This is a genomic window from Pantoea sp. SIMBA_079 (assembly GCF_046940275.1).
GTDB lineage: Bacteria > Pseudomonadota > Gammaproteobacteria > Enterobacterales > Enterobacteriaceae > Pantoea > Pantoea borealis.
This window is the reverse complement of record NZ_JAWRYR010000017.1, coordinates 1-26,581: the sequence shown is the minus strand read 5'-3', so window position 1 is coordinate 26,581 and position 26,581 is coordinate 1. Positions and strand designations below refer to the sequence as shown.

Here is a 26,581-nt window from a genome sequence, read left to right as displayed (position 1 = left end):
AAAAGAGGCCCGTTATTGAGTGATATAACTTCAATAATTTATGTAATAAACGATGGTTAATTGCATTTAAAGTTGATCTGATTCACATAATTAACCCCTGAAGCGGTACAGTTAAAACAGATCCGATCACCAGCTCATTAATCCATAGCTACCATAGCATGACTGTTTATGACCGTTTGTGTGGTAATGACTGTTTCAGATTGCGCCCTGATAGTCCGAGGAATCTGATTGAGCCGTTGTAAAGCGCAGTGGATGATGGGACTGCAGCGCACAACCTGTCCGTACGATGATGAATCGCTGACTTAATAAGCAGTTAATTCTGCTTTCAGGCCACTTCACACTTCCAGCCTGCTGATAACGCACGCAGTGCGCTATGATTTTCTTTCCAGGAATTCGGGGACCGGGTTGTTAATGTCGTATTGGATGAAGTCACTGCTTTTGAGCGCTCTGGCGGCCAGTGTCAGCGTGCAGGCTGAACCTCTGCAGAAGTCTTTTTCTGACTGGCAGCTCACCTGTAATAATGCGGCTTTTTGCGTGGCGCGCAGCTTTCCCGGGGATAATGGGCTGGTGATGACGCTGTCGCGTCACGCCGGCGTTGACGATCGCCCGCTGCTGCGTATCGATTACGGCAGTGCCTATACCGGCACGCTTCCGGGCGGGCCGCTGAAAGATAATCTGCTGCTGGATCAGCGTCGCCTGAAGCCCGACCTTAAACACTGGACAGTTGAGCCGCATCATCTTGCCACCAGCAACGCCATCGCGATTGATGAGTTCCTGGGTCAGACGCTGGAAGCGAGCACGCTTCAGCTGACGTACCAGGCTAAGGCGGTGGTACCGCTGCGCGGTCTGAAGGCCGCGCTGCTGCTGATGGATGACGTGCAGGGGCGCGTAAACGGGGCCAGCGCATGGGTCAGGCGTGGCGACAGGATGCAGTGGGATGTCCCGCCCCCGCCGTCGCTGCCGTCGCTGCCATCATTAGCCTCGCCGCCTGCGCCGCTGACGCAGGAGGAGACCAGCGGACTGATTGACTATGGCACCTGGCGCATCACCACCGATAACTGCTCGCTGGATCCGCTCCGGCGGGAGGTCAGCGTCGCGCCGCTGACCGACAGCAAAGCGCTGCTGCTGGTCAGCTGTGAAACCGGTGCCTACAACGTCATCGATCTGGCGTTTGAAGTAACACGCAGCCAGCCCTATGTATCACGCGGGCTGACGCTGACGCTGCCTTTTACGCCCCCGTCGCGCAGTGATACGCAGCTGGAGCTGGTGAACGCAGAGTTTGATGCCAGTAATGGCCTGCTTTATACCTTCAGCAAAAATCGCGGACTGGGCGACTGCGGCACGGCAACACGCTGGCAGTTTGATGGCAGCGCATTTGTTCTGGCGGAATATGCAGAAGAGCAGATTTGCGACGCCTGGCACAGCAGCGACGACTGGCCCACACTGTGGGTCAGCCAGCCGGCGCGCTGAGCGATTATCCGGGGTTCAGGGGATCGCACCGATCATCATTGGTGAGCCAGTCTTATTGCCCGCCAGCTCCGTCAGCAGGTTGTTTACGCCATCGCTCATGGGCGTAAAGCGGCTGAGTGGTGAGCGGGTGACAGCCACAAACACGCCAAGGTTATGCTGCGGGATCATCGCCATATAAGTAATGAACCCGCCGGCGCCGCCGGTTTTCTGAATAATACCGGGCCGGCCCGCTTTGGGCGCCATATAGACCCAGCCCATCCCCAGCGCATCGGCACGCCCCGGCACATCCATTCCTTCAACTTTGGTCAGCTGATCGCGCCGGTAGATCAGGGTCTGCAGGCGATCGATTTGCGGCGTGCGGTGGCTCACCGCCGAGTCGAGGAACTGCTGCATCCAGCGCGCCATATCATCGGGGGTGGAGTAGACGCCACCGCTGCCGATCGCCGCCAGCGTATTATTACAGGGGCTGGCACCTTTTTCCGGCACCATCAGGCGCTGGCACTGGTCCGGTGAGGGCGTAAAAGTAGTGTCCTTCATGCCCAGCGGGCGCGTGACCAGACGCTGCAGCAGCGCCGGATAGGGCGTGCCGCCCGCTTTAGCCAGCGCGTCAGCCAGCAGATCAAACCCAAGGTTGGAGTAGGCCGCCTGAGTGCCAGGCGCAGCCTTCAGCGTGGCATTGCCCAGCCACTGCCAGCGATCGCTTTTAGTCGGCCAGACAAACACCGGACGATGGGGTTTACCGCCGGGCTGTTCGCGCGGCAGCGAGCCGGTGTGGGTGGCGAGGTTGATCAGACGGATTGGCTGGCCGTTATGGGCCGGAACGCGTGCACCCGGCGGGGCATAGCGGCTGAGCGGATCGTCCAGACGAATTTGCCCGCGCTCGGCCATTTTCACCATCACTTCACTGGTCATCAGCTTGCTGAGCGATGCGATACGAATAAGCGAATCCTGCTGCGGCCGGATATTATTGCCGGGCCGGGTTTCACCGAAGCTGGTAAAGACGCGCTGATTGCCGTCAATCGCGACCAGCGCCATACCGGTTGCGCCGCTGGCGTAAAAAATATGTTCGGCATAGCGATCAACAATCTGTGATGCCAGCAGGGGATCAGGTGAGACCTGCGCTAGAGCGCTGACAGGCAGCACGGAGACCATCAGGGCCAGTAAAAATGAAGTCGGTTTTTTCAACGGGAATGCGTCCGCTATCAGGATCGGAAGAAAACCTATAGTAATCAGTTTGCGCAGAGCGGGAAGGGGGAGACGCGATTTTTTTCTGTAAAGCGTGATAAAAAACGGCCCTCACCGTTATCGGGTGAGGGCCGCAGAGCTTAGGCAGGTTTCAGCAGCGACTCAGCCTGGCTTACCACGTTTTCAACGGTAAAACCAAAGGCCGGGAACAGCTTGCCAGCCGGCGCAGACTCACCGAAGGTGGTCATGCCGACAATTTTGCCGTCAATGCCGACATACTTATACCAGTAGTCAGCAATGCCTGCTTCAACCGCGACGCGCGCACGCACGGTAGAGGGCAGTACGGATTCGCGGTACGCGCTGTCCTGCTTGTCGAACACATCGGTGCTCGGCAGCGAAACCACCCGGACCTTATGGCCATCTGCGCTGAGTTTCGCTTCGGCCCCCAGCGTGATCTCCACTTCTGAGCCAGTGGCGATCAGAATCACATCCGGCGTGCCGTCGCAATCCTTCAGGACATAGCCGCCGCGCGCAATGTTTTCGACCTGCGTCTGGCTGCGCTCGGGCTGCAGCAGATTCTGACGGGAAAGGATCAGCGCGGTCGGGCCATGATGACGCTCGATGGCTGCTTTCCAGGCCACAGCGGTCTCAACCTGATCGCATGGACGCCAGGTGCTGAAATTAGGCGTCAGGCGCAGGCTGGCCAGCTGCTCTACCGGCTGGTGCGTCGGGCCATCTTCGCCCAGACCAATAGAGTCGTGGGTATAGACCATGATCTGGCGCGCTTTCATCAGTGCTGCCATACGTGCGGCGTTACGCGCGTATTCAACAAACATCAGGAAGGTCGCAGTGTAAGGAACAAAGCCGCCATGATGCGCGATGCCGTTCGCAATGGCGGTCATGCCAAACTCACGCACGCCGTAATGGATATAGTTTCCGGCCGCATCTTCTTTGATCGATTTTGAACCTGACCAGATGGTAAGATTACTTGGCGCCAGGTCAGCCGACCCGCCAAGGAATTCCGGCAGCATTTTGCCAAAGGCTTCCAGCGTGTTCTGTGACGCTTTGCGGCTGGCGATTTTCTGCGGATTGGCCTGCAGATCGCGGATAAAGTCAGCGGTTTTGCTTTCCCACTCATCCGGCATTTCGCCATTAAGACGACGGCTGAACTCCTGCGCCAGCTGCGGATGCGCCTGCCGGTAGGCAGCAAATTTTTCATCCCAGGCTTTTTCGTGCGCGGAGCCTGCTTCTTTTGCATCCCACTGCTGATAAATATCCTGCGGGATCTCAAACGGCGCATAGTTCCAGCCGAGCTGCTTACGCGTCAGGGCGATCTCTTCATCACCCAGCGCGGCACCGTGCGACTCCTCTTTGCCCGCCTTATTTGGCGAACCGAAGCCGATGGTGGTGCGGCAGATAATCAGTGATGGCTTATCGGTTACGCTCTGCGCTTCCCGGATAGCGGCGGCCACGGCTTCTGCATCGTGACCATCAATGCCTTCAGCGCTGCCGATCACGTGCCAGTTATAAGACTCAAAGCGTTTATGCGTATCGTCGGTAAACCAGCCTTCTGTTTCACCGTCGATAGAAATACCGTTGTGATCGTAGAAGCCAATCAGTTTGCCGAGGCCCAGCGTACCCGCCAGCGAACAGACCTCATGCGAGATGCCTTCCATCAGGCAGCCATCACCCATAAATACGTAGGTGAAGTGGTCAATAATATCGTGTCCCGGCTGGTTAAACTGGGCTGCCAGCGTACGCTCAGCAATGGCCAGACCCACCGCATTCGCCAGACCCTGGCCGAGCGGACCGGTGGTGGTTTCCACACCTGGCGTATAGCCAATCTCCGGGTGCCCCGGCGTTTTTGAATGCAGCTGGCGGAAGTTTTTCAGCTCTTCCATTGGCAGATCGTAACCGCTGAGATGCAGCAGGCTATAGAGCAGCATTGAACCGTGACCATTGGACAGGATAAAGCGGTCACGATCGGCCCACGCCGGGTTGGTGGGGTTATGTTTCAGGAAGTCGCGCCATAACACTTCCGCGATATCGGCCATGCCCATTGGCATACCAGGGTGACCGGAATTTGCTTTCTGTACCGCATCCATACTCAACGCGCGAATCGCGTTAGCCAACTCTCTGCGTGAAGACATAGGGTTCTCCCTTATAATTAAGCATCAGCGGGTTCGCTTCGGCTCACCCGCACTCAACGGTGGTGCAATCAGAGGCGCGCGGCCAGCACATCTTCCAGTTTCTGCTGGTCAACGGCGAACTGGCGGATACCTTCAGACAGTTTTTCAACCGCCATTGGATCCTGGTTGTGCTCCCAGCGGAACTCCGCTTCTGACAGCGAGGCTGGCTGATGGAAGCCTTCAGTAGAAGGCTCCAGCTTGCGCTCAACCGGCGCGTCGCTGTTCGCCAGCTCTTCCAGCAGGTTAGGGGAGAGGGTCAGACGATCGCAGCCCGCCAGTGCCAGAATCTGCTCAATTTTGCGGAAGCTCGCACCCATGATCACCGTGCTGTAGCGATGCTTTTTGTAATAGTCATAGATACGACGCACAGATTTTACGCCGGGATCTTCATCCACAACATACGGGTCCATAGGCTTACGCGTGTTGTACCAGTCGTAAATGCGGCCCACGAAAGGCGAGATCAGATAGACGCCCGCTTCAGCGCAGGCGCGCGCCTGCGCAAAGGAGAACAGCAGCGTCAGGTTGCACTTAATGCCGTTTTTTTCCAGCTCTTCAGCCGCCTTGATCCCTTCCCAGGTCGACGCCAGCTTGATGAGGATACGCGAGCGGTCGATACCGTGCTCTTCATACAGGCGTACCAGCTTCTCTGCTTTGGTTACGCACATACCGCGATCGAAAGAGAGGCGGGCGTCAACTTCAGTTGAAACGCGGCCCGGCACGCTTTTCAGGATTTCCATGCCGAGGTTAACCGCCACTTTGTCGCTGGCGTTGATAATCTGCGTCTCTTTGCTGCCACCCTGCTTTTTCGCATAGTCGATGGCGTCATCAATCAGGTGTTTGTAAGCGTCAAGACCGGCAGCTTTCAGGATCAGAGAAGGGTTGGTAGTGGCATCTTCCGGGTTGTAATGACGAATAGATTCGATATCGCCACTGTCTGCCACCACGGTGGTGAACTGTTTTAGTGCGTCTAGCTGGTTCATCGCTTAACTCCTTGATTAGCAATATTGTGGGCAAAAGAATGCCGGGCAACCGTCGCCTTGTCTGCGCCCTTTGCTGGGGATAGTGGTTCCACACAGTGCTACAGACGCCCGCTGATTAAAATGCGTTTTCTCTGATTATGGCGTGGCGGAGAGAGAGGCGGCGTAACCGGTTCAGCCATGTTTTGCCATCTTCAAGCATAGCAGCTTGCGCCGGAGATGCAGGCGAGGCGGTAAGTTCGCCGTCAGCGGCGGCGGCAGCCTTTGCCCTGGACGCGTGCTGCTGCACCGGGGCTGGTTCCGTTCGCCACGGGGCACGGGGCTGGTTCCGTTCGCCACGGGGCATGGGGCTGGTTCCGTTCGCCACGGGGCACAGGGCTGGTTCCGTTCGCCACGGGGCATGGGGGCCGGTTCCGTTCGCCACGGGGCATGGGGGCCGGTTCCGTTCGCCGTCAGCGGCGGCAGCAGCCTCTGCCCCGGCGCGGCGACCGGGCAGAGGATGCCTGGCCGCGCCCTCTGCACTCCCCGGCCCTGCGCCAGCCCCGTCCGCCGCTGCGCGGTTCCCTCGCTCACGCCCGCTTCCCGGGGACCGGCCGCCATTCGCTCCTGCTCACCGCGCCCTTTCGCCGACGTCCTGTCGGCTCATCCCGGAACCGTGCCCTCCCTCGGCGGACCCGGATGGCGCTTCCCGCTGCTGCTGCTCTTTTTTCGTTATGTTGTTTTTTCATGGCTGGCAGTCCTGCGCCTGAACTTCAGGCTTCGCCACTTTTAAGAATGAAAAAAATGAATGTGCAGGCGGGAAGAGGGGGGCGCCATCCGCAGCGCCGGGCGCAGCGTGACGGCCAGGGCGAGCCGGCAGGACGCCGGCGAGAGCGCGGGGTGAGCAGGAGCGAATCCGCGCGGTCCGTTAAGGCCGGAGGGATGAGGCCGGGAATTCGCGAGGACGGCGCGGGGCGCGGATTGCTAAGGGGCGCGCCCACCCGCCCCTTAGCCCGTCCGCGTGCGGAAATGCCGCTGAAACTGCCAGAAGCCTGGCGGGCGGAACCCCTTCAGAGCCTCGCGCTGCTTAGCATAAAGCCCCGCGCTGCTTAGCGCACAGCCCCGCGCTGCTCAGCGCCACTCCCTTTAAGCCACTCCCGCACGGGCAGAAAATCTGTATACAGCTGCGCTTCCGGTGAGCCGGGTTCCGGCTGATAGTCATACTCCCAGCGCACCAGCGGCGGCATCGACATCAGAATTGACTCCGTTCTGCCGCCGGTCTGCAGGCCAAACAGCGTGCCGCGGTCCCACACCAGGTTAAACTCAACGTAACGTCCGCGGCGATAGAGCTGGAACTGACGCTCGCGATCGCCCCACGGCAGCGCTTTACGGCGTTCAACAATCGGCAGATAAGCCTGCAGGTAGCCCAGGCCTACCGCCTGCATAAAGTCAAAACAGCGATCAAAGTCTGGCGTATTCAGATCGTCATAAAACAGACCGCCAATGCCGCGCTGTTCGTTGCGATGCTTCAGGTGGAAATAGTCATCGCACCATTTTTTATAGCGCGGATAGACATCCTCGCCAAACGGCTCACAGAGGGTGGCCGCGGTCTGATGCCAGTGCAGCGCATCCTCGGTAAAACCGTAGTAAGGGGTCAGATCAAAACCGCCGCCGAACCACCAGACCGGATCGGCGCCGGGCTTCTCCGCGATAAAAAAGCGCACGTTAGCGTGGCTGGTCGGCACATAGGGGTTTTCCGGATGCACGACCAGCGAGACGCCCATCGCCTCAAAACTGCGTCCCGCCAGTTCCGGCCGATGTGCGGTGGCTGAGGCGGGCATCTGATCGCCATGCACATGGGAAAAGTTTACCCCGGCCTGCTCAAACACTGCGCCGTTACGCAGAACCCGGCTGCGCCCGCCGCCGCCGCCGGGACGCTGCCAGCTATCTTCAGCAAACGTTGCACGTCCGTCTGCGGCAGCCAGTTGATTGCAGATCTCATCCTGCAGCGTCAGCAAAAACGCTTTAACGCGTGAAATATCGGGATTGCTCATGCATCACTCTCTCTGTAAATGTGCCGTAAGCTTACCACAGCCCGGGATCATGCCTGGCGACGATCGTACTCAGCAAAATAGTTAACAATTCCGTCAGCGATGGCGGCAGCGATCTTATGGCGAAATGCGGCAGTGCCCAGCAGCTGCTCTTCATGCGGATTGGTAATGAACGAGGTTTCCACCAGTACGGAGGGAATAGAGGGCGACTTCAGCACTGCAAACGCGGCCTGTTCGGTATGCTGACTATGCAGGTGATGCACCGGGCGGATCTGATCCAGCACATGTTTACCCAGCGTCAGGCTGTTGCGAATGGTATCGGTCTGCACCAGATCAAACAGAATCTCATTCAGATAGTGATCTTTCTGCTGCACGGCGGCATCGCCAGCTTTATCCGCATCATTTTCACGCTGCGACAGATAGCGTGCCATCGCGCTGCTGGCACCGCGATTGGACAGGGCAAACACCGAGGCGCCGTTGGCATCCGGACTGGTAAAGCCGTCAGCGTGGACCGACATAAACAGGCTTGCGCCGTGCTGATGCGCAATCTCAACCCGCTGATAAAGCGGAATAAAGTGGTCACTGTCGCGCGTCAGCCGCACTTCAATGCGCGGATGCGACTGCAGCAGCGTACGCACGGTACTGGCAATCTCCAGCACGATATGTTTCTCCTCCGCGCCTTCCTGTCCGACCGCGCCGGAATCGATACCGCCATGGCCGGGGTCGATCATCACAATGCGCTTACCGCTGGCAGCAGGCCTGGTCGCGGCATGACGTGGCGCCGCCGTGACCTCTGCCCGCGTCTCTTTGGCCTGAACCGCGCGCGGCGAAAGAACGGCCAGCGCCAGTCCCGACAGAATCAGCTGGCGACGGTTAGTCAGGCGTGAAAGCAGTGAAATCTTTTTCATTTACAGGTCCCTGGCGGAGAAATCAGCCCAGTGTTATAGCGTAACCGTCGCTGTACAGCGACCCCGCAACCATTTCAGCGTATTACTTTGTATTGCACGGTGCTAACCCGGATTTAGCCGCTTTTTTCTGCCATTGCGGAGCAGGAGGGTTGCACCACGCAAAGAATGCGTGATAATCAGCGAATTATGCCGATCAGCAGGACACGTCGATGGAAATTCGCTCTTTCCGCCAGGAAGATTTTGATGAAGTAATCACGCTCTGGGAGCGTTGCGATCTGTTACGTCCGTGGAACGACCCGGAGCTGGATATCGAACGCAAAATGCATCATGACCCGGAACTGTTTCTGGTCGCTGAAGTGGGCGGCGAAGTGGTCGGCACGCTGATGGGGGGCTATGACGGCCACCGCGGTTCAGCCTATTATCTTGCCGTGCATCCGGACTATCAGGGACGTGGCTTTGCCAATGCGCTGATGAACCGGCTGGAGAAAAAACTGATTGCGCGCGGCTGTCCGAAAATTCATCTGATGGTGCGTGAAGAGAACGATCAGGTCGTCGCATTCTATGAAAAGCTCGACTATGAGCCCGTGGATGCGCTGCTGTTGGGCAAGCGGCTGATTGAAGATCGCGAATATTGATGGGGATCGGCCAGCTAAACTTTTTGCCATTACGCGACTCCAAGAGGCACGCGATAAAGTTGAAACCATGGAGTTAGCATGAAAGCTGTACGTTTTGCGGCGCTGGCGGCGGCGCTGGCCGTGTCAGGCTGCGCCACTACCGGCCAGGCACCGGCAGAGCACGAGAGCCACTGGTATAATCCGCTGACTTACCACTGGGCCGCGCTGAATCCGCTGAGCTGGTTTGGTGGTTCATTGCAGGTAACCGAGCAGGGTGTGGCAGGCCTTAATGGCAGCACCCTGATGAGCGAATCCGCTGTTTCGCAGGCGCTGAATAATGATTACCAGCTGCGACAGGGCATGCGCAGTGAGCAGGGGCAGGTGGTTGAGTTCTGGCAGGCGCTGCAGGATGGCAACGTTAAACTGGTCATCAGCGGCAAGCCCGCCGTTGAGCGTATTGAGGTGCTGGACACCGCGGCAGAGAGCAGCAGCGGCAATAAAATTGGTGACCGCTTCAGCGATACGTTTACCAAAGCATTCAGCAACTGCAAAATGGTCGCGGGCCTTGATGCGCATGACGTCGAGTGCCGGGCGCCGGGCAGTCAGCATATCTCTTATGTCTACAGCGGCAAGTGGCACGGCCCGACGGGCCTGATGCCGTCAGATGACACGCTGAAAAGCTGGACGCTCAGTAAAATTGTCTGGCAGCGCTAACCCTGCCGGGGGCCGCTTTTACGCGGCCCGCACCCGCCTGCGTATATTTCTGAAAACCGGCTTTTCTCTGCCGATCGCTTATGCCTTTTTCGACTTTTAAATCCCCAAAAGATATATAAAACCGTTACAGTTTTCCGCGAAGTTATAAATACACTGACAGCATCTACTGGCCCAGGCTGGATTTCTATTTATCAGGGTGCTGCATGACACTTCCGGTTTTGAAAACATGGCTCAGCGGCGTGGCGCTGTCACTGTCACTGGCAGCGGCTGCGCAGGCAACGGAGCTGCTGAACAGCTCTTATGATGTGTCACGCGAACTCTTTGTGGCGCTTAACGCACCGTTTGAACAGCAGTGGGACGCCGCGCACCCTGGCGATAAACTGACGATTAAGCAGTCTCACGCCGGCTCGTCCAAACAGGCGCTGGCCATCCTGCAGGGGCTGCGGGCAGATGTCGTAACTTACAACCAGGTTACTGATGTGCAGGTGCTCCATGATAAAGGCAACCTGATTGCCGCTGACTGGCAGAGCCGTCTGCCCAATAACAGCTCACCGTTCTACTCCACTATGGCGTTCCTGGTGCGTAAGGGTAATCCAAAGCAGATCCACGACTGGGCCGATCTGGCGCGCGACAACGTAAAGCTGATTTTCCCGAACCCGAAAACCTCCGGTAACGGTCGCTATACCTATCTTGCTGCCTGGGGCGCCGCGGAAAAAGCTGACGGCCAGGATCGCGCAAAAACCGAAGCCTATATGCAAAAGTTTTTGAAAAACGTTGAGGTGTTTGATACCGGCGGACGCGGCGCAACCACCACGTTTGCCGAACGCGGTATGGGTGACGTCCTGATTAGCTTTGAGTCAGAAGTGAACAATATCCGTAATCAGTATGGCAAAGATGACTACGAAGTGATTGTGCCGCGCAACAACATTCTGGCGGAGTTTCCGGTTGCCTGGGTGGATAAAAATGTGGCGCATAACAACACCGCCGACGCAGCTAAAGCGTATCTGAACTATCTCTACACGCCAGCGGCCCAGGCAATCATTACGCGTTACTACTACCGCGTAAACAATCCGCAGCTGATGGCAGAACAGCAGGACCGCTTCCCGCAGACCACCTTGTTTAATGTCAAAGAAGCATTTGGCGGCTGGGAGCAGGTGATGAAAACGCATTTCGCCAGCGGCGGCGAACTGGATAAATTACTGGCAGCGGGGCGGGGCTGATGTTTGCTACAGCACAAAAACGCGTCCTGCCGGGCTTTGGCCTGAGCCTCGGCACCAGCCTGCTGTTTACCTGTCTGATTCTGCTGCTGCCTATCAGCGCACTGCTGATGCAGCTGTCGCAGATGACGCTTGCGCAGTACTGGGCGGTGATCTCCAGCCCGCAGCTGGTAGCGGCTTATAAAGTGACGCTGCTGTCAGCCGGCGTGGCATCGCTGTTCAACGCGGTGTTTGGCATGCTGATGGCGTGGATCCTGACCCGTTATCGCTTTCCGGGCCGTACGCTGCTGGATGGCCTGATGGATCTGCCGTTTGCGCTGCCGACAGCGGTAGCGGGGCTGACGCTGGCCGGACTCTTTTCCGTTAACGGCTGGTATGGTCAGTGGCTGGCGCATTTTGATATCAAAGTCTCTTATACCTGGATTGGCATCGCGGTTGCGATGGCGTTCACCAGCATTCCGTTTGTGGTGCGTACCGTTCAGCCGGTACTGGAAGAGCTGGGCCCGGAATATGAGGAAGCCGCTGAAACGCTGGGTGCCACACCGTGGCAGAGCTTCCGTCGTGTGGTGCTGCCTGAGGTAGCCCCGGCGCTGCTGGCCGGAACGGCGCTTTCGTTTACCCGCAGCCTCGGGGAGTTTGGTGCAGTCATTTTTATCGCCGGCAACATTGCGTGGAAAACCGAAGTGACGTCACTGATGATTTTTGTTCGTCTGCAGGAGTTTGATTATCCGGCTGCCAGTGCTATCGCTTCGGTGATCCTTGCTGCCTCATTGCTGCTGCTGTTTGCCATTAATACGCTGCAGAGCCGCTTTGGCCGTCGCCTGGGAGGTCACTGATGGCGGAAATTTCTCACATCAATCGCGCTGAGCGTGAGCCTGTTAACTGGGGCAAATGGCTGCTGATTGGCACCGGCGCGCTGATATCGATACTGCTGCTGGTGGTACCGATGATCTCTATCTTCTGGGAGGCGCTGGCGCAGGGCGTGGGACAGGCGTTCAGCAACCTGCAGGATGGCGACATGCTGCACGCGATCTGGCTGACGGTGCTGGTTGCACTCATTACCGTTCCGGTAAACCTGGTGTTTGGCACGCTGCTGGCGTGGCTGGTCACCCGCTTTACCTTTCCGGGACGGCAGCTGCTGCTGACGCTGTTTGATATTCCGTTTGCGGTGTCGCCGGTAGTCGCGGGTCTGATGTATCTGCTGTTCTGGGGCATTAACGGCCCGGCAGGCGGCTGGCTTGACGCACACAACATTCAGATTATGTTTTCCTGGCCCGGTATGGTGCTGGCCACCGTATTTGTTACCTGTCCGTTTGTGGTACGTGAGCTGGTGCCGGTGATGCTGAGCCAGGGGAGTAACGAAGATGAAGCTGCGGTGCTGCTTGGCGCATCCGGCTGGCAGATGTTTCGTCGCGTGACGCTGCCCAACATTCGCTGGGCGCTGCTCTACGGCGTAGTACTGACCAACGCGCGCGCCATCGGTGAGTTTGGTGCAGTGTCGGTGGTGTCAGGATCGATTCGCGGTGAGACCTATACCTTACCGCTTCAGGTTGAATTACTGCATCAGGATTACAACACCGTAGGCGCATTCACTGCCGCGGCGCTGCTGACCCTGATGGCAATTGTGACGCTGTTTCTGAAGAGCGTGGTGCAGTGGCGATTAGAGCATCAGCGGAAGCGCCAACAGGAGGAAAATCATGAGCATTGAGATCAAACAAATTAATAAAGCCTTTGGCCGCACCCCGGTGCTGAATGATATCTCTCTGGATATTCCTTCCGGCGAAATGGTGGCGCTGCTGGGGCCTTCCGGCTCGGGTAAAACCACTCTGCTGCGTATTATTGCCGGGCTGGAGCATCAGAACAGCGGACAAATTCATTTCCATGGCAAAGATGTCAGCCGCATTCATGCCCGCGATCGCCAGGTAGGCTTTGTCTTTCAGCACTACGCGCTGTTCCGCCATATGACGGTGTTTGACAACATCGCCTTTGGCCTGACAGTGCTGCCGCGCCGCGAGCGCCCCTCTGCAGGGGAGATCAAACAGCGCGTCACGCGTCTGCTGGAGATGGTGCAGCTGGCGCATCTGGCAAACCGCTTTCCGGCCCAGCTCTCCGGTGGACAGAAGCAGCGCGTGGCGCTGGCGCGTGCGCTGGCGGTAGAGCCGCAGATTCTGCTGCTGGATGAGCCCTTTGGCGCACTGGATGCGCAGGTGCGTAAAGAGCTGCGCCGCTGGCTGCGTCAGCTGCACGAAGAGCTGAAGTTTACCAGCGTGTTTGTTACGCACGATCAGGAAGAGGCGATGGAAGTCGCAGACAGCGTGGTCGTAATGAGCCAGGGGAATATTGAACAGACCGGTTCTCCGGACGAAGTGTGGCGTGAACCCGCTACCCGCTTTGTGCTGGAGTTTCTGGGCGAGGTCAATCGCTTTGAGGGCGAAGTACACGGCTCGCAGTTCCACGTCGCTGCACATCACTGGCCGCTGGGTTATACGCCAGCGCATCAGGGCGGCGTTGAACTCTTCCTGCGCCCGTGGGAAGTGGATGTCTCACGGCAGAGCAGCCTGGAGACGCCGCTGCCGGTACAGGTGCTGGAAATCAGTCCGCGCGGACACTTCTGGCAGCTGGTGGTACAGGCCTCAGGCTGGCATGAAGAGCCGTTTACCGTGGTCTTCGAAGGTGAGCAGGCGGCCCCGGTACGCGGTGAGCGTCTGTTTGTGGGGCTGCAGCAGGCTCGTCTCTATCAGGGGAATACCCCGCTGCGCCCGGTTGCCTTTGCCGAGAGCGCCTGATATTTTGACATCTCTTTCGGGCGGGACTTTCCCGCCCGTTTTTATTGCCTCTCTTGCGCCTGGAAAACGATCGTGACCACTCTGGAAAATACCATCGGCAATACGCCGCTGATCAGGCTGCAACGCCTGTCGCCCGACAATGGCAGCGAAGTCTGGCTGAAGCTGGAGGGGAATAACCCGGCCGGCTCAGTGAAAGATCGCGCCGCCTGGTCGATGATTCATCAGGCTGAGCTGCGCGGTGAAATCAGGCCCGGCGACAGGCTGATTGAAGCCACCAGCGGCAACACCGGTATTGCGCTGGCGATGATCGCCGCGCTCAAAGGGTACAGGCTGCGGCTGCTGATGCCGGAGAACATGAGTCAGGAGCGACAGGATGCGATGCGCGCTTACGGGGCCGAACTGGTGCTGGTAACGCGTGAACAGGGCATGGAAGGCGCACGCGATCTGGCGCAGGCGATGGCCGATCGCGGCGAAGGCCGGGTGCTCGATCAGTTTAACAATCCCGATAATCCGCTGGGCCACTATCTCACCACTGCCCCGGAAATCTGGCAGCAGACCGGCGGGCGCCTGACGCACTTTGTCTCCAGCATGGGCACGACCGGCACCATCAGCGGCGTGGGCCGTTTTCTGAAAGAGCACGCGCCGGCGGTCAAAGTCATTGGCCTGCAGCCGCAGGAAGGCAGCGCCATACCCGGTATTCGTCGCTGGCCTGAAGCCTATCTGCCTGGCATCTGGCGCCCTGAGGTGGTAGACGAGATCATGGATATGGGGCAGCAGGAAGCGGAAGAGACGATGCGTGCGCTGGCGCAGCGTGAAGGGCTGTTCTGCGGCGTAAGCTCCGGCGGCGCCGTGGCGGGGGCGCTGCGCATCGCCCGGGCGCAGCCCGGCAGCGTGATAGTGGCGATCGTCTGCGATCGGGGCGATCGTTATCTCTCCACCGGTGTCTTTCACTGACAGTATCTGCCCGCTGCGTTTTTCGCGTCCGGGAAACAAAAACGGCACCCGATGGGTGCCGTTTTCAGAGAGGGCTAACGTCCGTTACTTTTTAATACGAATAACCGGCGTTTCGCCAACCGTCACCTGACCTGAAAGCTTGGTCAGATCTTTGATCTCATCCATATTCGAGATCACAACCGGTGTCAGCGTGGATTTCGCTTTCTCTTCCAGCAGCGGCAGATCGAATTCGATCACAACGTCGCCTTTTTTCACTTTCTGACCTTCTTCGGCAATACGTTTAAAGCCTTCACCTTTCAGCTCTACCGTATCGATACCGAAGTGGACAAACAGCTCGATGCCGTTGTCTGACTCAATGGAAAACGCGTGGTTAGTTTCAAAAATCTTGCCGATAGTCCCATCAACCGGTGCAACCATTTTGTTGCCAGTCGGTTTGATTGCGATCCCATCACCCACGATTTTCTCAGCAAACACGACATCAGGTACGTCTTCAATATTGACAATTTCGCCTGACAGAGGCGCAACAATATCGATAGTCCCTGACGCGCTTTCTGATTTTTCGCCAAAAAGTTTAGAAAACAAACCCATGATCTTCTCCTAAGCAGTAATTTGGGGCCAGCATCACGTGGATCAGCAGAGCGTTTTTTCTTTAATGAATTTGTTGACCAGATTCATCAAATCTTCCGCTGTGGGTTGAGCCAGAGCCTGCTCTGCCAGAGCCTTAGCATCTTCGTAATTGGTATTACGAATGATTTTCTTGATGCTTGGGATCGAAATGGCACTCATGCTGAATTCGTCCAGCCCCATTCCCAGTAACAGTAGTGTAGCACGTTCATCACCAGCCAGCTCACCACACATGCCGGTCCATTTCCCTTCGGCATGTGATGCGTCGATCACTTGCTTAATGAGGCCAAGCACAGATGGCGTCATTGGGTTATAGAGGTGTGAAATCAAATCATTACCACGATCGACCGCCAGAGTATACTGCGTCAGGTCATTTGTCCCAATACTAAAGAAGTCGACTTCTTTCGCCAGGTGACGGGCGATAACGGCTGAAGCCGGGGTTTCTACCATGATGCCCACTTCAATGGACTCATCAAAGGCTTTACCCTCTTCGCGCAGCTGCGCTTTCAGGGTCTCCAGCTCTGCTTTCAGGAAACGCACTTCTTCAACCGAGATAATCATCGGGAACATGATGCGCAGTTTACCGAAAGAGGAGGCGCGCAGAATGGCACGCAGCTGGGCATGCAGGATCTCTTTACGATCCATTGCGATACGGATCGCACGCCAGCCCAGGAACGGGTTCTCTTCTTTAGGCAGGTTCATATACGGCAAATCTTTATCGCCGCCGATGTCCATAGTACGTACGATAACAGCCTGTGAACCCACGGCTTCTGCGACTGCTTTATACGCCTGGAACTGCTCTTCTTCTGAAGGCAGCGAATCGCGGTCCATAAACAGGAATTCGGTACGATACAGCCCTACGCCTTCTGCACCATTACGCTCTGCACCTGCCACGTCGCGCACGGTACCGATGTTGGCGCAGACTTCAACCTGATGACCGTCCAGCGTAATAGCGGGCAGATCTTTCAGCTTGGCCAGTTCATGTTTTTCAGAAAGGTATTGGGTCTGAATCGCTTTAAGCTCTTCCTGTTCCGCTTCAGTCGGATTGACATAAATTTTATTGTTTACGCCATCCAGAATCAGGAAATCACCGTTTTTAACGGTGGTGGTCACGCTGCCGGTGCCGACAATCGCAGGCAGCTCCAGTGAGCGCGCCATGATTGAGGTGTGCGAGGTACGTCCACCCAGATCGGTGATAAAGCCCAGCACCTTTTTCAGGTTGAGCTGTGCGGTCTCAGACGGGGTAAGATCTTTTGCTACCAGAATCGCTTCTTCAGCAATCGAGCTGAGATCGACCATGTGCAGACCAAGAATGTTCTGCAGCAGACGTTTACCGATATCACGTACGTCAGCTGCGCGCTCTTTCAGATACTCATCATCGAGCTCTTCCAGCGCTTTAGCCTGGCCTTCAACCACAGAGTGAGCCGCAGCGTCAGCGGTGACATGATCTTTTTTAATCAGGTCAATGATTTCCTGCTCAAGCTCTTCGTCTTCCAGCAGCATGATGTGACCTTCAAAGATCGCCGCTTTCTCTTCACCGAAGGTTTCACCGGCTTTGACGCAGATCGCCTGAAGCTGTTCTGCTGCTTTGCTACGTCCATCAAGGAAGCGCTGAACTTCCTGATCAACCTGGTCGTCTGTAATCTTTTTACGGTTGATGACGATCTCATCTTCTTTCAGCAGCAGTGCTTTGCCGAAAGCGATACCCGGTGATGCTAAAATGCCTGAAATCATAACCCTACCTTTTTATCACGATGGCTCGTTGACCCGATGCATTGCCATTGTCGTGGAGCAGTACTCTAGTGAAGCGATATCGCGGACAGGTTGTCCGCGATCAAGATAGTTGCACTCAATGGGGCAAAGGAGTCGATTTAGTGGTGACCGCGCGAGTTTACTCGAGCTCAGCCATCAGCTTGACCAGATGTTCAACCGCCTGCTGCTCATCTTCACCTTCAGCAGAGAGCGTAACAACCGTTCCCTGAGTCAGACCCAGCGTCTGCAGCTTAAACAGGCTTTTTGCGCTGGCAGATTTGCCATTAGAGGTAACAGTGATTTCTGACTGGAACGCTTTGGCTTCTTTGACGAACTGTGCAGCGGGACGCGTGTGCAGACCGTTTGGTGCAGTAATGGTAACTTCTTGCTGGAACATGCTATTTCCCCAACTTTTTCAGGTTTGGTGTTATGGATCTAAAGTCTAGCCTGGAGCCGTAACTTTAGCCTGTATAGGTGCGCTGGTATGGCATCATGCTGACCAAAAAGGGCGCTTTGATGAATAAGCCATCTTAGCAATGACGGATCAACAACTGCGTTTGTTCGTCATCGGGTTAATTATGCCGTGATTCGCCATTTCGCCAAATCAGTAAATCGATTCAGCTTGATCCACTTCAAGGGCAGATTAATTTCAGGCACCGAAATAATTGGCAGCTTAAATACCAGAGCGACATCACTGAAATCAATCTGCCCGGTGATGAAAGTGAGATCTGCGCCACAAAAAAGCACCCAGAGGGGTGCTTTTTTCGACACTTTAAGACTTTGACGCTTACTGCTGCAGCTCTTTTTCCGTGAACAGATCGGCAAACAGTGCGGTACTGAGATAGCGCTCACCGGAAGAGGGCAGAATCACCACAATATTCTTGTTGGCGAAAGCTTCATCTTCCTGCAGCTTCAGCGCTGCCGCGACGGCCGCACCCGATGAGATACCGGCAAGAATACCTTCCTCTTCCATCAGCTGACGTGCGGTGTTGATCGCTTCATCATTGGTGATAGCGATAACCCGATCAACCAGCTGCAGGTCAAGGTTACCGGGAATAAAGCCTGCGCCGATGCCCTGAATTTTGTGCGGACCCGGTTTGATCTCTTCACCCGCCATCGCCTGCGCGATAACCGGCGAATCGGTGGGTTCTACCGCCACGGTAATCAGCTCTTTTTTACCTTTGGTATTCTTGATATAACGGCTTACGCCGGTCAGCGTACCACCGGTGCCGACGCCGGCGATAAAGACATCGACTTCACCATCGGTATCTTCCCAGATTTCCGGGCCGGTGGTTTTTTCATGAATTTCCGGGTTGGCCGGATTGCTGAACTGCTGCAGCAGAACATACTTATCCGGATCGCTGGCGACAATCTCTTCCGCTTTTGCAATCGCGCCTTTCATGCCTTTCGGCCCTTCGGTCAGCACCAGATTGGCACCCAGCGCTTTCAGCAACTTGCGGCGCTCAATTGACATCGTCTCTGGCATGGTCAGCGTCAGTTTGTAACCACGCGCGGCGGCGACGTAAGCCAGCGCGATACCCGTGTTACCACTGGTTGGCTCAACCAGCTCTACGCCAGGCTTCAGAATTCCGCGTTTTTCTGCATCCCAAATCATATTGGCACCGATACGGCACTTGATGCTGAAGCTCGGGTTACGCGACTCGACCTTCGCCAGAATACGTCCGTTACCGATGCGGTTCAGTCGAACCAGCGGCGTATGACCAATTGTCAGCGAGTTGTCTTCGTAGATCTTACTCATTGCCCGTCCTTAACTGTATGAAATATTGGGAACCCTTTGAGGATACCTGTTCTGTCCCCGCGCGGAAGGAAAGAAATAGTATATCTATATAGCCCCTGACCATAAGCCGTGCGGAAAAAAGCATAAGCCTGAATTTGCTCTGTTAATGACGAGCTAAATCAGCACGATAGCGATCGACCCACATTGCGGTAGCGCCGCATACGGCGACCGGCATAATCACCAGATTCAGAATGGGTATCATGGTAAACAGGCTGACCATCGCCCCAAACTGCATATTGGCGACTTTATGCCGCCGCAGGGCGGTGCGCATATGCGAAAAGCTGACCTTATGATTGTCAAACGGGTAGTCGCAGTACTGCACGGAAAGCATCCATGCGCTGAACAGAAACCACAGCACCGGCGCCACTATCTGGCCAAAGCCCGGAATAAAATAGAGCAGCAGCAGGCCAAGCGCGCGTGGCAGGTAGTAACCCAGTTTTTGCAGTTCACGTTTCATGATGCGCGGCAAATCTTTAAGCAGACCCATCCAGCCGCTGTCAGGCAGCGGCCTGCCGGTGAGTTGTCCCTCCAGCTGTTCAGCCAGCAGGCCGCAAAAAGGCGCGGCAATCAGATTGGCGAGCGTGGAAAAAAAGTAGCCAAACACCAGCACAATTGAGATCACTGACAGCGGCCAGATAAGGTAACTCAGCCACTGCAGCCAGTCAGGCACGTGTGAAAGCAGCTGCGGGATCCACTCGCCCAGCCGCCGGAACAGCCAGTAAAACGCGCCGCCCAGCAGCAGCACATTCACCAGCAGCGGCACAATGACATAGCGACGAATTCCTCGCATATGCACCAGGTTCCAGCCGCGGGCAAAGTAGTGAAGACCATTAAATGATGAGACTGAATTCTCTGCGGGCATAACAAGCCTTTCTCCTGTAAGTAGCGGCATCAACATCATACCCTGGCTTTTTCCGGTGAGCTGGCCTGCTTTGTGCGAAAAAACAGCGAAAAAGCGTCGGCTGGGTATCTTATTTGTCAGAAAATAGTGCGCAGACTTGCACTTGTGTAGCAGGGCAAATACAGTTAGAGGATAAAGTTTGCCGTGGTGGCAAGGTATTGGAACAACAGAGAATACAATGATGCAGGATTTGCGTCTGATATTAATCGTTGTTGGCGCGATCGCCATAATAGCGCTGCTTCTTCACGGACTGTGGACCAGTCGTAAAGAGCGTTCGTCTGTATTTCGCGATCGCCCGCACAAACGTCTCAAACAGCGCGATGACGCGGATGACGATCTGCTGAGTGATGAAGAGGATGGCGTGGGTGAAGTGCGCGTGCATCGTCAGCATGACGACAGTGATGCACCTGTATTCACCGCGCCGCCAGCAAAACCGGCTGCGCCGCGTGCGCCGGAGCCGGCACGCCAGCCTTTTGCACAACATGAAACCCCGCTGACGGGCGACCCGCTGCTGGACAGCAAGCCTGCGCCGCAACAGCCTGTTTCTCCGGAGCCTGTGCCACAACCTGTTCCACAGCAGCCTGCGCCGCAGCCGGTAGTGAAACCGCAGCCTGCACCGGTACAGCCCGATCCGCTCCTGGATAACGAACCGCATCCGGCGATACAGCCTGTGCCGGAATTCACCCCCGCACCTGAGTCTGAAGCAGTACATGAGCCTGAGGCGGCGCCAGCGCCACAGGAAACGGCATCGCAGCCTGCTGCTCCGGGCAGTAAAAAAGAGACTGTTCTGGTTCTGCACGTGGCCGCTCATGCAGGCGGGGCGCTGAATGGTGAAGCGCTGCTGCAGGGCGTATTACAGGCAGGTTTCCAGTTTGGCGAGATGAATATTTTCCACCGTCATCTGAGTCCGGCCGGCAGCGGTCCTGTTCTGTTCAGCCTGGCTAACATGGTGAAACCGGGATCTTTTAACCCTGACACAATGGGTGATTTTACCACGCCAGGCGTCTCTATGTTTATGATGGTGCCATCCTACGGCGATGCGCATCAGAACTTTAAACTGATGCTGCAGTCAGCCCAGCGTATTGCTGATGACGTCGGCGGTGTGGTGCTCGATGATGAGCGCCGTATGATGACGCCGCAGAAGCTTGAGACTTACAAAGCCCGCATTCGCGAGGTTACGGGCGGCTAACCGCTACAGCAGTATCACATGTTCACGCCCGCAACCTGCAGCGTGAAACAGAGTCATTATCAACCCCCGCCAGCCGGGGGTTTTTTATCGGATAAACGCTATGAAATCAGTTCAGGAGCAGATCGCCGCGCTCAGTACTACGCTGCGTCATCATGAGTATCTCTACCACGTGATGGATGCGCCGGAAGTCCCGGATGCTGAATATGACCGGCTGATGAATCAGCTGCGCGAGCTTGAGAGCGCGCACCCGGATCTGATTACGCCCGACTCACCTACCCAACGGGTCGGCGCATCCCCCCTGACCGCTTTTGAGCAGGTGCGGCATGAAGTTCCGATGCTGTCGCTGGACAATACCTTTGATGAAGCGGGGTTCCGCGCCTTTAACAAGCGCGTGCAGGATCGGCTTAAGAGCAGCGAGGAGCTGACCTACTGCTGTGAACTCAAGCTGGACGGTCTGGCGGTGAGCCTGCTGTATGAAAACGGTTTACTGGTGCGGGCCGCCACCCGCGGTGATGGCACCACCGGCGAAAATATCACGGCTAACGTGCGCACCGTCCGGGCGATTCCGCTGCGGCTGCAGGGCGACAATATCCCGGCGCGGCTGGAAGTGCGTGGTGAAGTGTTTATGACTGAAAGCGGTTTTGAAAAGCTCAATGAAGAAGCGCGACGTACCGGTGGTAAAGTCTTTGCGAATCCGCGCAACGCAGCAGCCGGCTCGCTGCGTCAGCTCGATCCCCGTATCACTGCCAGACGCCCGCTGACTTTCTTCTGCTACGGTTTTGGTCTGCTGGAGGGCGGCGAAATGCCGGCCAGCCACTGGGCACGCCTGCAGCAGTTCAAAGCCTGGGGTTTACCGGTCAGTGAGCGCATCAAGCTGGTTCATACCGCTGATGAAGCGCTGGCGTTTTATCATCATATTGAGCAGGAACGACCGGCACTCGGTTTTGATATTGATGGCGTGGTAATTAAAGTCGATTCACAGGCGCTGCAGGAGCGGCTCGGTTTTGTGGCGCGCGCGCCGCGCTGGGCGATCGCTTTTAAATTCCCGGCACAGGAGCAGCTCACCGTGGTGCGCGACGTTGATTTTCAGGTTGGACGCACCGGTGCCATTACGCCGGTCGCGCGCCTGGAGCCGGTGCAGGTTGCAGGCGTGATAGTGAGTAATGCCACCCTGCACAACGCTGATGAGATCGCCCGTCTCGGCCTGCGCATCGGCGACCGCGTAGCGATTCGCCGCGCCGGTGATGTGATCCCGCAGGTGGTCAGCGTTGTGGAGTCTGATCGACCGGCTGACGCCCGTGAAATTGTGTTTCCGCAGCACTGCCCGGTATGCGGCTCTGACGTGGAGCGGGTAGAGGGTGAAGCGGTGACGCGCTGTACCGGAGGGCTGATCTGCGGTGCCCAGCGTAAAGAGGCACTGAAGCATTTTGTCTCGCGCCGCGCCATGGATGTGGATGGCATGGGAGATAAAATTATCGATCAGCTGGTTGAGAAAGAGTATGTGAAAACGCCTGCCGATCTGTTTCGCCTGACGGCAGGCAAACTGACCGGGCTGGATCGCATGGGGCCAAAATCGGCGCAAAACGTGGTGGCCGCGCTGGAGAAAGCAAAGCTGACCACGCTGCCGCGGTTCCTGTATGCGCTGGGGATCCGCGAGGTGGGTGAAGCCACGGCGGCTAACCTCGCCCGTCACTTTGGCGAGCTGGAGCGGGTGATGAATGCCGATCTCGACGCGCTGATTGCGGTGCCGGATGTGGGTAAGGTTGTGGCCGCCCACGTACGCAATTTTATGGAAGAAGAGAGCAATCGTGAGGTGATCCGCGAGCTGACAGAAGAGATAGGTGTTCACTGGCCTGCGGTCGCGGCGATCAAAGCTGAAGAGATCGACAGTCCGTTTGCCGGTAAAACGGTAGTGCTTACCGGCTCTCTGTCGCAGATGAACCGCGATGATGCGAAAGCGCGTCTCGCCGCGCTGGGTGCTAAAGTCAGCGGCAGCGTATCAAAGAAAACCGATCTGCTGATCGCTGGCGAAGCGGCGGGCTCCAAGCTGGCGAAGGCGCAGGAGCTGGGTATTCCGGTCATCGACGAAGCGGAGATGATCCGCCTGCTGGACGTGTAAGATGGATAAACAGCAGCTGCTGGCCATCGCCAGCACGGTGATGCCATTTGGTAAATATCAGGGGCGGCTGCTGATCGATCTGCCGGAAGCGTATCTGCTCTGGTTTGCACGTAAAAACGCGTTCCCGACAGGTACGCTGGGTGAGCTGATGCAGCTTACGCTGGCCATTAAAATTGAGGGTTTGCAGGGACTGGTCACACCGCTCAGGCGAACCCCAAATAAATAAGCCCGCTTGCGCGGGCTTTTTATTACGATTTCTGCGCTTCTGGCTGCTGCGCCAGCTGCTTTTCATTCCCTGCTTTATAGCGCTGGGCAATGAACGAACAGATCATCAGCTGTACCTGATGAAAGATCATCAGCGGCAGGACAATAATGCCCACCGCGCTGGCCGGGAAAAGAATGTTCGCCATCGGCACACCGTTCGCGAGGCTCTTTTTTGAACCGCAGAACAGCACCACGATTTCATCAGCCCGGCTGAAACCAAACAGTCGTGAAGCACCGATATTGATTGCCAGAGCAATCAGCAGCAGCAGCAGGCTGCCCGCCAGGATCCACAGCAGGGTATCCATACCGACGCGATGCCAGATGCCATTCACAACCGCTTCGCTGAATGCGGAGTAGACAACCAGCAGAATTGAGGTTTGATCGGTTTTGCCAATCAGGCTGCGATGCTTTTCCACCCAGCCGCCAATCCAGCGGCGGGAGAGGTGACCAATAACAAACGGCACCAGCAGCTGCATCATAATCTTACCAATCTGCTCCAGACCGTTGCTCGGTGCCGCACTGTGGACGTTCATCACCAGATTGACCAGTAAGGGAGAGATGAACACGCCCAGCAGGCTGGACGCTGACGCAGCACAGACCGCTGCCGCGACATTGCCGCCCGCCATAGAGGTAAAGGCAATAGATGACTGCACGGTGGCAGGCAGAATGCAGAGGTAGAGAAAGCCGGTATAAATTTCAGGCCCGACATTAACCGGGTGCCACCAGACCAGCAGCAGTCCCAGCGCCGGAAAAATCACAAACGTACTGCACATAATCCACAGGTGCAGACGCCAGTGGCTGCTGCCGGCAATAATCTTTTCACGTGACAGTTTGGCACCGTGCATGAAGAAGAGCAGGGCGATAGCGGCCGTAGTGAGGTATTCGAAGAAGTCGACAAAACCGCCGCGCGCCGGCAGAAAGCTGGCCAGCAGCACGGTAATGATGAGTTTAATCATCATGGGATCGAGTCGTAAAAAGCCCATTGTTAATGTCCGGTTAAAAGAAAAAGTCTGGCAGAGATTGTGCGTCAGGTACGTTTAGAAATAAAATTGATTTATTGCATTAATCTATGAGCATAATCGATGAATTATACGTTGCGTCAGCTGCGAACCTTTGTCGCGGTTGCCCGTCAGAGAAGCTTCAGTCAGGCGGGACAGCTGATAGGGTTAAGTCAGTCGGCGGTCAGCCACAGTGTGAAAGAGCTGGAGGCGGAAATAGGCGTGCGCCTGCTGGACCGGACAACGCGTGAGGTACTGCTGACCGGGGCAGGGCAGCAGCTGGCAACCCGGCTGACGCGCCTGCTGGAAGAGCTGAATACTACGCTGCTGGATGTACGCAGTTACGGCGAGCAGCGCAGCGGCACCGTGCGGGTTGCAGCCAGCCAGACGCCGTCCGCGCATCTGATGCCGCAATGTCTGGCCAGCACGCAGCAGCACTATCCCGATATCCGCGTGATCCTGCACGACAGGGTGCAGCAGGCGGTGCTGCAAAGCGTGCGCAATGCCGAAGTTGATTTTGGCATTGTGATTGGCCCACTGGGTGACGCAGAGTTTGATGCCGAAGAGATCCTGCAGGAGCCTTTTCTGCTGCTGTGTCACCAGAATGACGCGCTGGCGCAAACAGAGACAGTGACCTGGGCGATGCTGACAGATCGCAATATGGTATTGCAGGATTATGCATCAGGCAGCCGGATGCTGGTTGACGCGATATTGCAGCAGCTGGCAATCGGCGTGAATGTCGTACAGGAGATTGGTCATCCGGCTACGCTCTACCCGATGGTGGAAGCGGGCATCGGCATCAGTATTTTACCGGCCCTGGCGCTGCCGCTGCCTTCAGGACGTAAACTGGTGGTACGCCGGCTTTATCCGGAGATGAACCGTAGCCTGATGCTGATCAAACGTAAAAACCGTTCGCTTACGCCGGCTGCTGAAGCGGTCTGGCAGGAGGTGCGCCAGCAGGCAGCGCTGCTGACGCACAATCGCTCACTCTACCCGGCGTTTTAGATATAGACGTCGAGCTGGTTGTCTTGCGTTGGCCGGTTGATGCCGTCGGCTCTGGCACTGGCCGGCTGTTCAGTTTGCTGCTGCTGCTCTGCTTTTTCCGCTTCGCGTTGCTGGATCTGAGCAATTTGTGCATACAGCATCTGAATCTGGCTCTCCAGCATCTGCTGCTGTTCTGATTTTTGCTCCTGCGTCAGCGTATGATCGTCTGCCAGAGATTTAAGCTGGCTGGTAATCGCGGCGATCTGTTTATTAATCCCGGCAATCTCGGAGGCTGCTCCGCCCCCGCTGCTGCCACCTGTTCCGATGCTGCTGATACCTGATATTGCTGTCATGATTTTCTCCTTGCCATAGACCCTGAAGAGGTTATCGGCAGCAGCAGCAAAGGCTTCAGGTGTGCCGCCCGGATGTTGAGGCCGCGCTGATTTCAGGGCCGCATTAATGCGGCCCCTGCGTATCATGAAACCGCAGGGGCGGCATTAATGCCGCCCTGGGTCGGGTATATCGCATAAACCAGGGCCGCATTAATGCGGCCCCTGCGTATCATGAAACCGTAGGGGCGGCATTAATGCCGCCCTGGGTCGGGTATATCGCATAAAACAGAGCCGCATTAATGCGGCCCCTGCAGGTGCGATCAGCGTGGTTTGTTTGCAGGGGCGTCATTAATGGCGCCCGGATGCTGATGACGCCCGAAAGAAACAAAAAAAGCGCCCATAGGGCGCTTTTTTCTGAATTTGGTGGGTCGTGCAGGATTCGAACCTGCGACCAATTGATTAAAAGTCAACTGCTCTACCAACTGAGCTAACGACCCGAAGTGGTGGGTGATGACGGGTTCGAACCGCCGACCCCCTCCTTGTAAGGGAGATGCTCTACCAACTGAGCTAATCACC

25 protein-coding genes and 1 tRNA gene are annotated in these 26,581 nt (G+C 56.6%); 12 read left to right on the top strand and 14 right to left on the bottom strand.

The features are described from left to right. The first annotated feature begins 411 nt into the window (after positions 1-411). Positions 412-1,470, top strand: a complete 1,059-nt coding sequence (locus SB719_RS17230; protein WP_314688561.1) for a DUF1176 domain-containing protein — start codon at positions 412-414, stop codon at positions 1,468-1,470. Positions 1,471-1,485: 15 nt separating this feature from the next. On the opposite strand, the gene ampH is transcribed toward SB719_RS17230, so the two are convergent. From ampH to amiA, 5 genes are all read right to left on the bottom strand, one after another. Continuing rightward, the gene (gene ampH, locus SB719_RS17225; protein WP_065648735.1) at positions 1,486-2,655 is read right to left on the bottom strand and encodes a D-alanyl-D-alanine-carboxypeptidase/endopeptidase AmpH; all 1,170 of its coding nucleotides are present in this window, start codon (positions 2,653-2,655) and stop codon (positions 1,486-1,488) included. A gap of 140 nt (positions 2,656-2,795) precedes the next feature. Then, positions 2,796-4,805 (bottom strand): transketolase, encoded by a 2,010-nt coding sequence (tkt, locus tag SB719_RS17220; RefSeq protein ID WP_065648736.1) that lies wholly within the window; start codon positions 4,803-4,805, stop codon positions 2,796-2,798. A 68-nt stretch (positions 4,806-4,873) separates the two neighbouring features. Beyond that, the gene (gene tal / locus SB719_RS17215; protein WP_065648737.1) at positions 4,874-5,824 is read right to left on the bottom strand and encodes a transaldolase; all 951 of its coding nucleotides are present in this window, start codon (positions 5,822-5,824) and stop codon (positions 4,874-4,876) included. A 1,085-nt stretch (positions 5,825-6,909) separates the two neighbouring features. Next, entirely contained in the window at positions 6,910-7,854 is a 945-nt protein-coding gene (gene hemF, locus SB719_RS17210; protein WP_314689586.1) for an oxygen-dependent coproporphyrinogen oxidase, read from the bottom strand. Positions 7,855-7,901: 47 nt separating this feature from the next. After that, positions 7,902-8,759, bottom strand: a complete 858-nt coding sequence (gene amiA / locus SB719_RS17205) for an N-acetylmuramoyl-L-alanine amidase AmiA (protein WP_412159513.1) — start codon at positions 8,757-8,759, stop codon at positions 7,902-7,904. 209 nt (positions 8,760-8,968) lie between these two features. On the opposite strand from amiA, the gene SB719_RS17200 reads away from it, so the two are divergent. The 7 genes from SB719_RS17200 (at position 8,969) to cysM (ending at position 15,044) form a co-directional block, all read left to right on the top strand. Beyond that, on the top strand, positions 8,969-9,394 hold the full coding sequence (locus SB719_RS17200) for a GNAT family acetyltransferase (RefSeq protein ID WP_065648740.1): 426 nt from the start codon (positions 8,969-8,971) through the stop codon (positions 9,392-9,394). A 78-nt stretch (positions 9,395-9,472) separates the two neighbouring features. Further along, a complete protein-coding gene (locus tag SB719_RS17195; RefSeq protein ID WP_412159512.1) occupies positions 9,473-10,087 on the top strand; it encodes an RpoE-regulated lipoprotein in 615 nt (204 codons plus the stop codon). A gap of 203 nt (positions 10,088-10,290) precedes the next feature. After that, a complete protein-coding gene (locus tag SB719_RS17190; RefSeq protein ID WP_314689580.1) occupies positions 10,291-11,307 on the top strand; it encodes a sulfate ABC transporter substrate-binding protein in 1,017 nt (338 codons plus the stop codon). After that, a complete protein-coding gene (gene cysT, locus SB719_RS17185; RefSeq protein WP_039379465.1) occupies positions 11,307-12,140 on the top strand; it encodes a sulfate/thiosulfate ABC transporter permease CysT in 834 nt (277 codons plus the stop codon). Before SB719_RS17190 ends, cysT begins: the two co-directional genes overlap by 1 nt. Then, positions 12,140-13,012 carry a sulfate/thiosulfate ABC transporter permease CysW gene (gene cysW / locus SB719_RS17180; RefSeq protein ID WP_065648743.1) on the top strand — a complete coding sequence of 291 codons (873 nt, stop codon included), beginning with the start codon at positions 12,140-12,142 and terminating at the stop codon, positions 13,010-13,012. The genes cysT and cysW overlap by 1 nt, the downstream gene beginning before the upstream one ends. After that, complete coding sequence (gene cysA / locus SB719_RS17175) at positions 13,002-14,090, top strand: sulfate/thiosulfate ABC transporter ATP-binding protein CysA (protein ID WP_065648744.1); 1,089 nt, start codon at positions 13,002-13,004, stop codon at positions 14,088-14,090. The genes cysW and cysA overlap by 11 nt, the downstream gene beginning before the upstream one ends. Positions 14,091-14,162: 72 nt before the next feature. Then, positions 14,163-15,044 (top strand): cysteine synthase CysM, encoded by an 882-nt coding sequence (gene cysM / locus SB719_RS17170; RefSeq protein WP_065648745.1) that lies wholly within the window; start codon positions 14,163-14,165, stop codon positions 15,042-15,044. Between the two features lie 84 nt (positions 15,045-15,128). Here cysM and crr read toward each other — a convergent pair whose 3' ends face one another. From crr to cysZ, 6 genes are all read right to left on the bottom strand, one after another. After that, entirely contained in the window at positions 15,129-15,632 is a 504-nt protein-coding gene (crr, locus tag SB719_RS17165; protein WP_039379452.1) for a PTS glucose transporter subunit IIA, read from the bottom strand. Between the two features lie 42 nt (positions 15,633-15,674). Then, positions 15,675-17,402 carry a phosphoenolpyruvate-protein phosphotransferase PtsI gene (gene ptsI, locus SB719_RS17160; protein WP_065648746.1) on the bottom strand — a complete coding sequence of 576 codons (1,728 nt, stop codon included), beginning with the start codon at positions 17,400-17,402 and terminating at the stop codon, positions 15,675-15,677. 157 nt (positions 17,403-17,559) lie between these two features. Then, positions 17,560-17,817 carry a phosphocarrier protein Hpr gene (ptsH, locus tag SB719_RS17155; protein ID WP_007889063.1) on the bottom strand — a complete coding sequence of 86 codons (258 nt, stop codon included), beginning with the start codon at positions 17,815-17,817 and terminating at the stop codon, positions 17,560-17,562. A gap of 179 nt (positions 17,818-17,996) precedes the next feature. Next, the gene (locus SB719_RS17150; protein ID WP_065648747.1) at positions 17,997-18,191 is read right to left on the bottom strand and encodes a hypothetical protein; all 195 of its coding nucleotides are present in this window, start codon (positions 18,189-18,191) and stop codon (positions 17,997-17,999) included. Between the two features lie 16 nt (positions 18,192-18,207). After that, positions 18,208-19,179, bottom strand: coding sequence for a cysteine synthase A (cysK, locus tag SB719_RS17145; protein WP_065648748.1), 972 nt, complete (start codon positions 19,177-19,179; stop codon positions 18,208-18,210). 142 nt (positions 19,180-19,321) lie between these two features. Beyond that, complete coding sequence (gene cysZ / locus SB719_RS17140; RefSeq protein ID WP_314688913.1) at positions 19,322-20,080, bottom strand: sulfate transporter CysZ; 759 nt, start codon at positions 20,078-20,080, stop codon at positions 19,322-19,324. A 217-nt stretch (positions 20,081-20,297) separates the two neighbouring features. On the opposite strand from cysZ, the gene zipA reads away from it, so the two are divergent. From zipA to SB719_RS17125, 3 genes are all read left to right on the top strand, one after another. Next, positions 20,298-21,308, top strand: a complete 1,011-nt coding sequence (zipA, locus tag SB719_RS17135) for a cell division protein ZipA (RefSeq protein WP_304236186.1) — start codon at positions 20,298-20,300, stop codon at positions 21,306-21,308. 100 nt (positions 21,309-21,408) lie between these two features. Beyond that, positions 21,409-23,427 carry an NAD-dependent DNA ligase LigA gene (ligA, locus tag SB719_RS17130; protein ID WP_412159511.1) on the top strand — a complete coding sequence of 673 codons (2,019 nt, stop codon included), beginning with the start codon at positions 21,409-21,411 and terminating at the stop codon, positions 23,425-23,427. Between the two features lies 1 nt (position 23,428). Further along, the gene (locus tag SB719_RS17125; RefSeq protein WP_412159510.1) at positions 23,429-23,653 is read left to right on the top strand and encodes a DUF3820 family protein; all 225 of its coding nucleotides are present in this window, start codon (positions 23,429-23,431) and stop codon (positions 23,651-23,653) included. Between the two features lie 22 nt (positions 23,654-23,675). Here the strand turns inward: SB719_RS17125 and SB719_RS17120 are convergent, their stop codons facing one another. Next, positions 23,676-24,674: a bile acid:sodium symporter family protein gene (locus SB719_RS17120; protein ID WP_412159509.1), complete on the bottom strand. Its 999-nt coding sequence runs from the start codon at positions 24,672-24,674 to the stop codon at positions 23,676-23,678. Between the two features lie 99 nt (positions 24,675-24,773). On the opposite strand from SB719_RS17120, the gene SB719_RS17115 reads away from it, so the two are divergent. Next, complete coding sequence (locus SB719_RS17115) at positions 24,774-25,694, top strand: LysR family transcriptional regulator (protein ID WP_065648753.1); 921 nt, start codon at positions 24,774-24,776, stop codon at positions 25,692-25,694. Here SB719_RS17115 and SB719_RS17110 read toward each other — a convergent pair. Both SB719_RS17110 and SB719_RS17105 read right to left on the bottom strand, forming a co-directional pair. Then, the gene (locus SB719_RS17110) at positions 25,691-26,026 is read right to left on the bottom strand and encodes a FlxA-like family protein (RefSeq protein ID WP_065648754.1); all 336 of its coding nucleotides are present in this window, start codon (positions 26,024-26,026) and stop codon (positions 25,691-25,693) included. The genes SB719_RS17115 and SB719_RS17110 overlap by 4 nt on opposite strands. A 400-nt stretch (positions 26,027-26,426) precedes the next feature. After that, a tRNA-Lys gene (locus SB719_RS17105) sits at positions 26,427-26,502 on the bottom strand. Between the last annotated feature and the right edge of the window lie 79 nt (positions 26,503-26,581).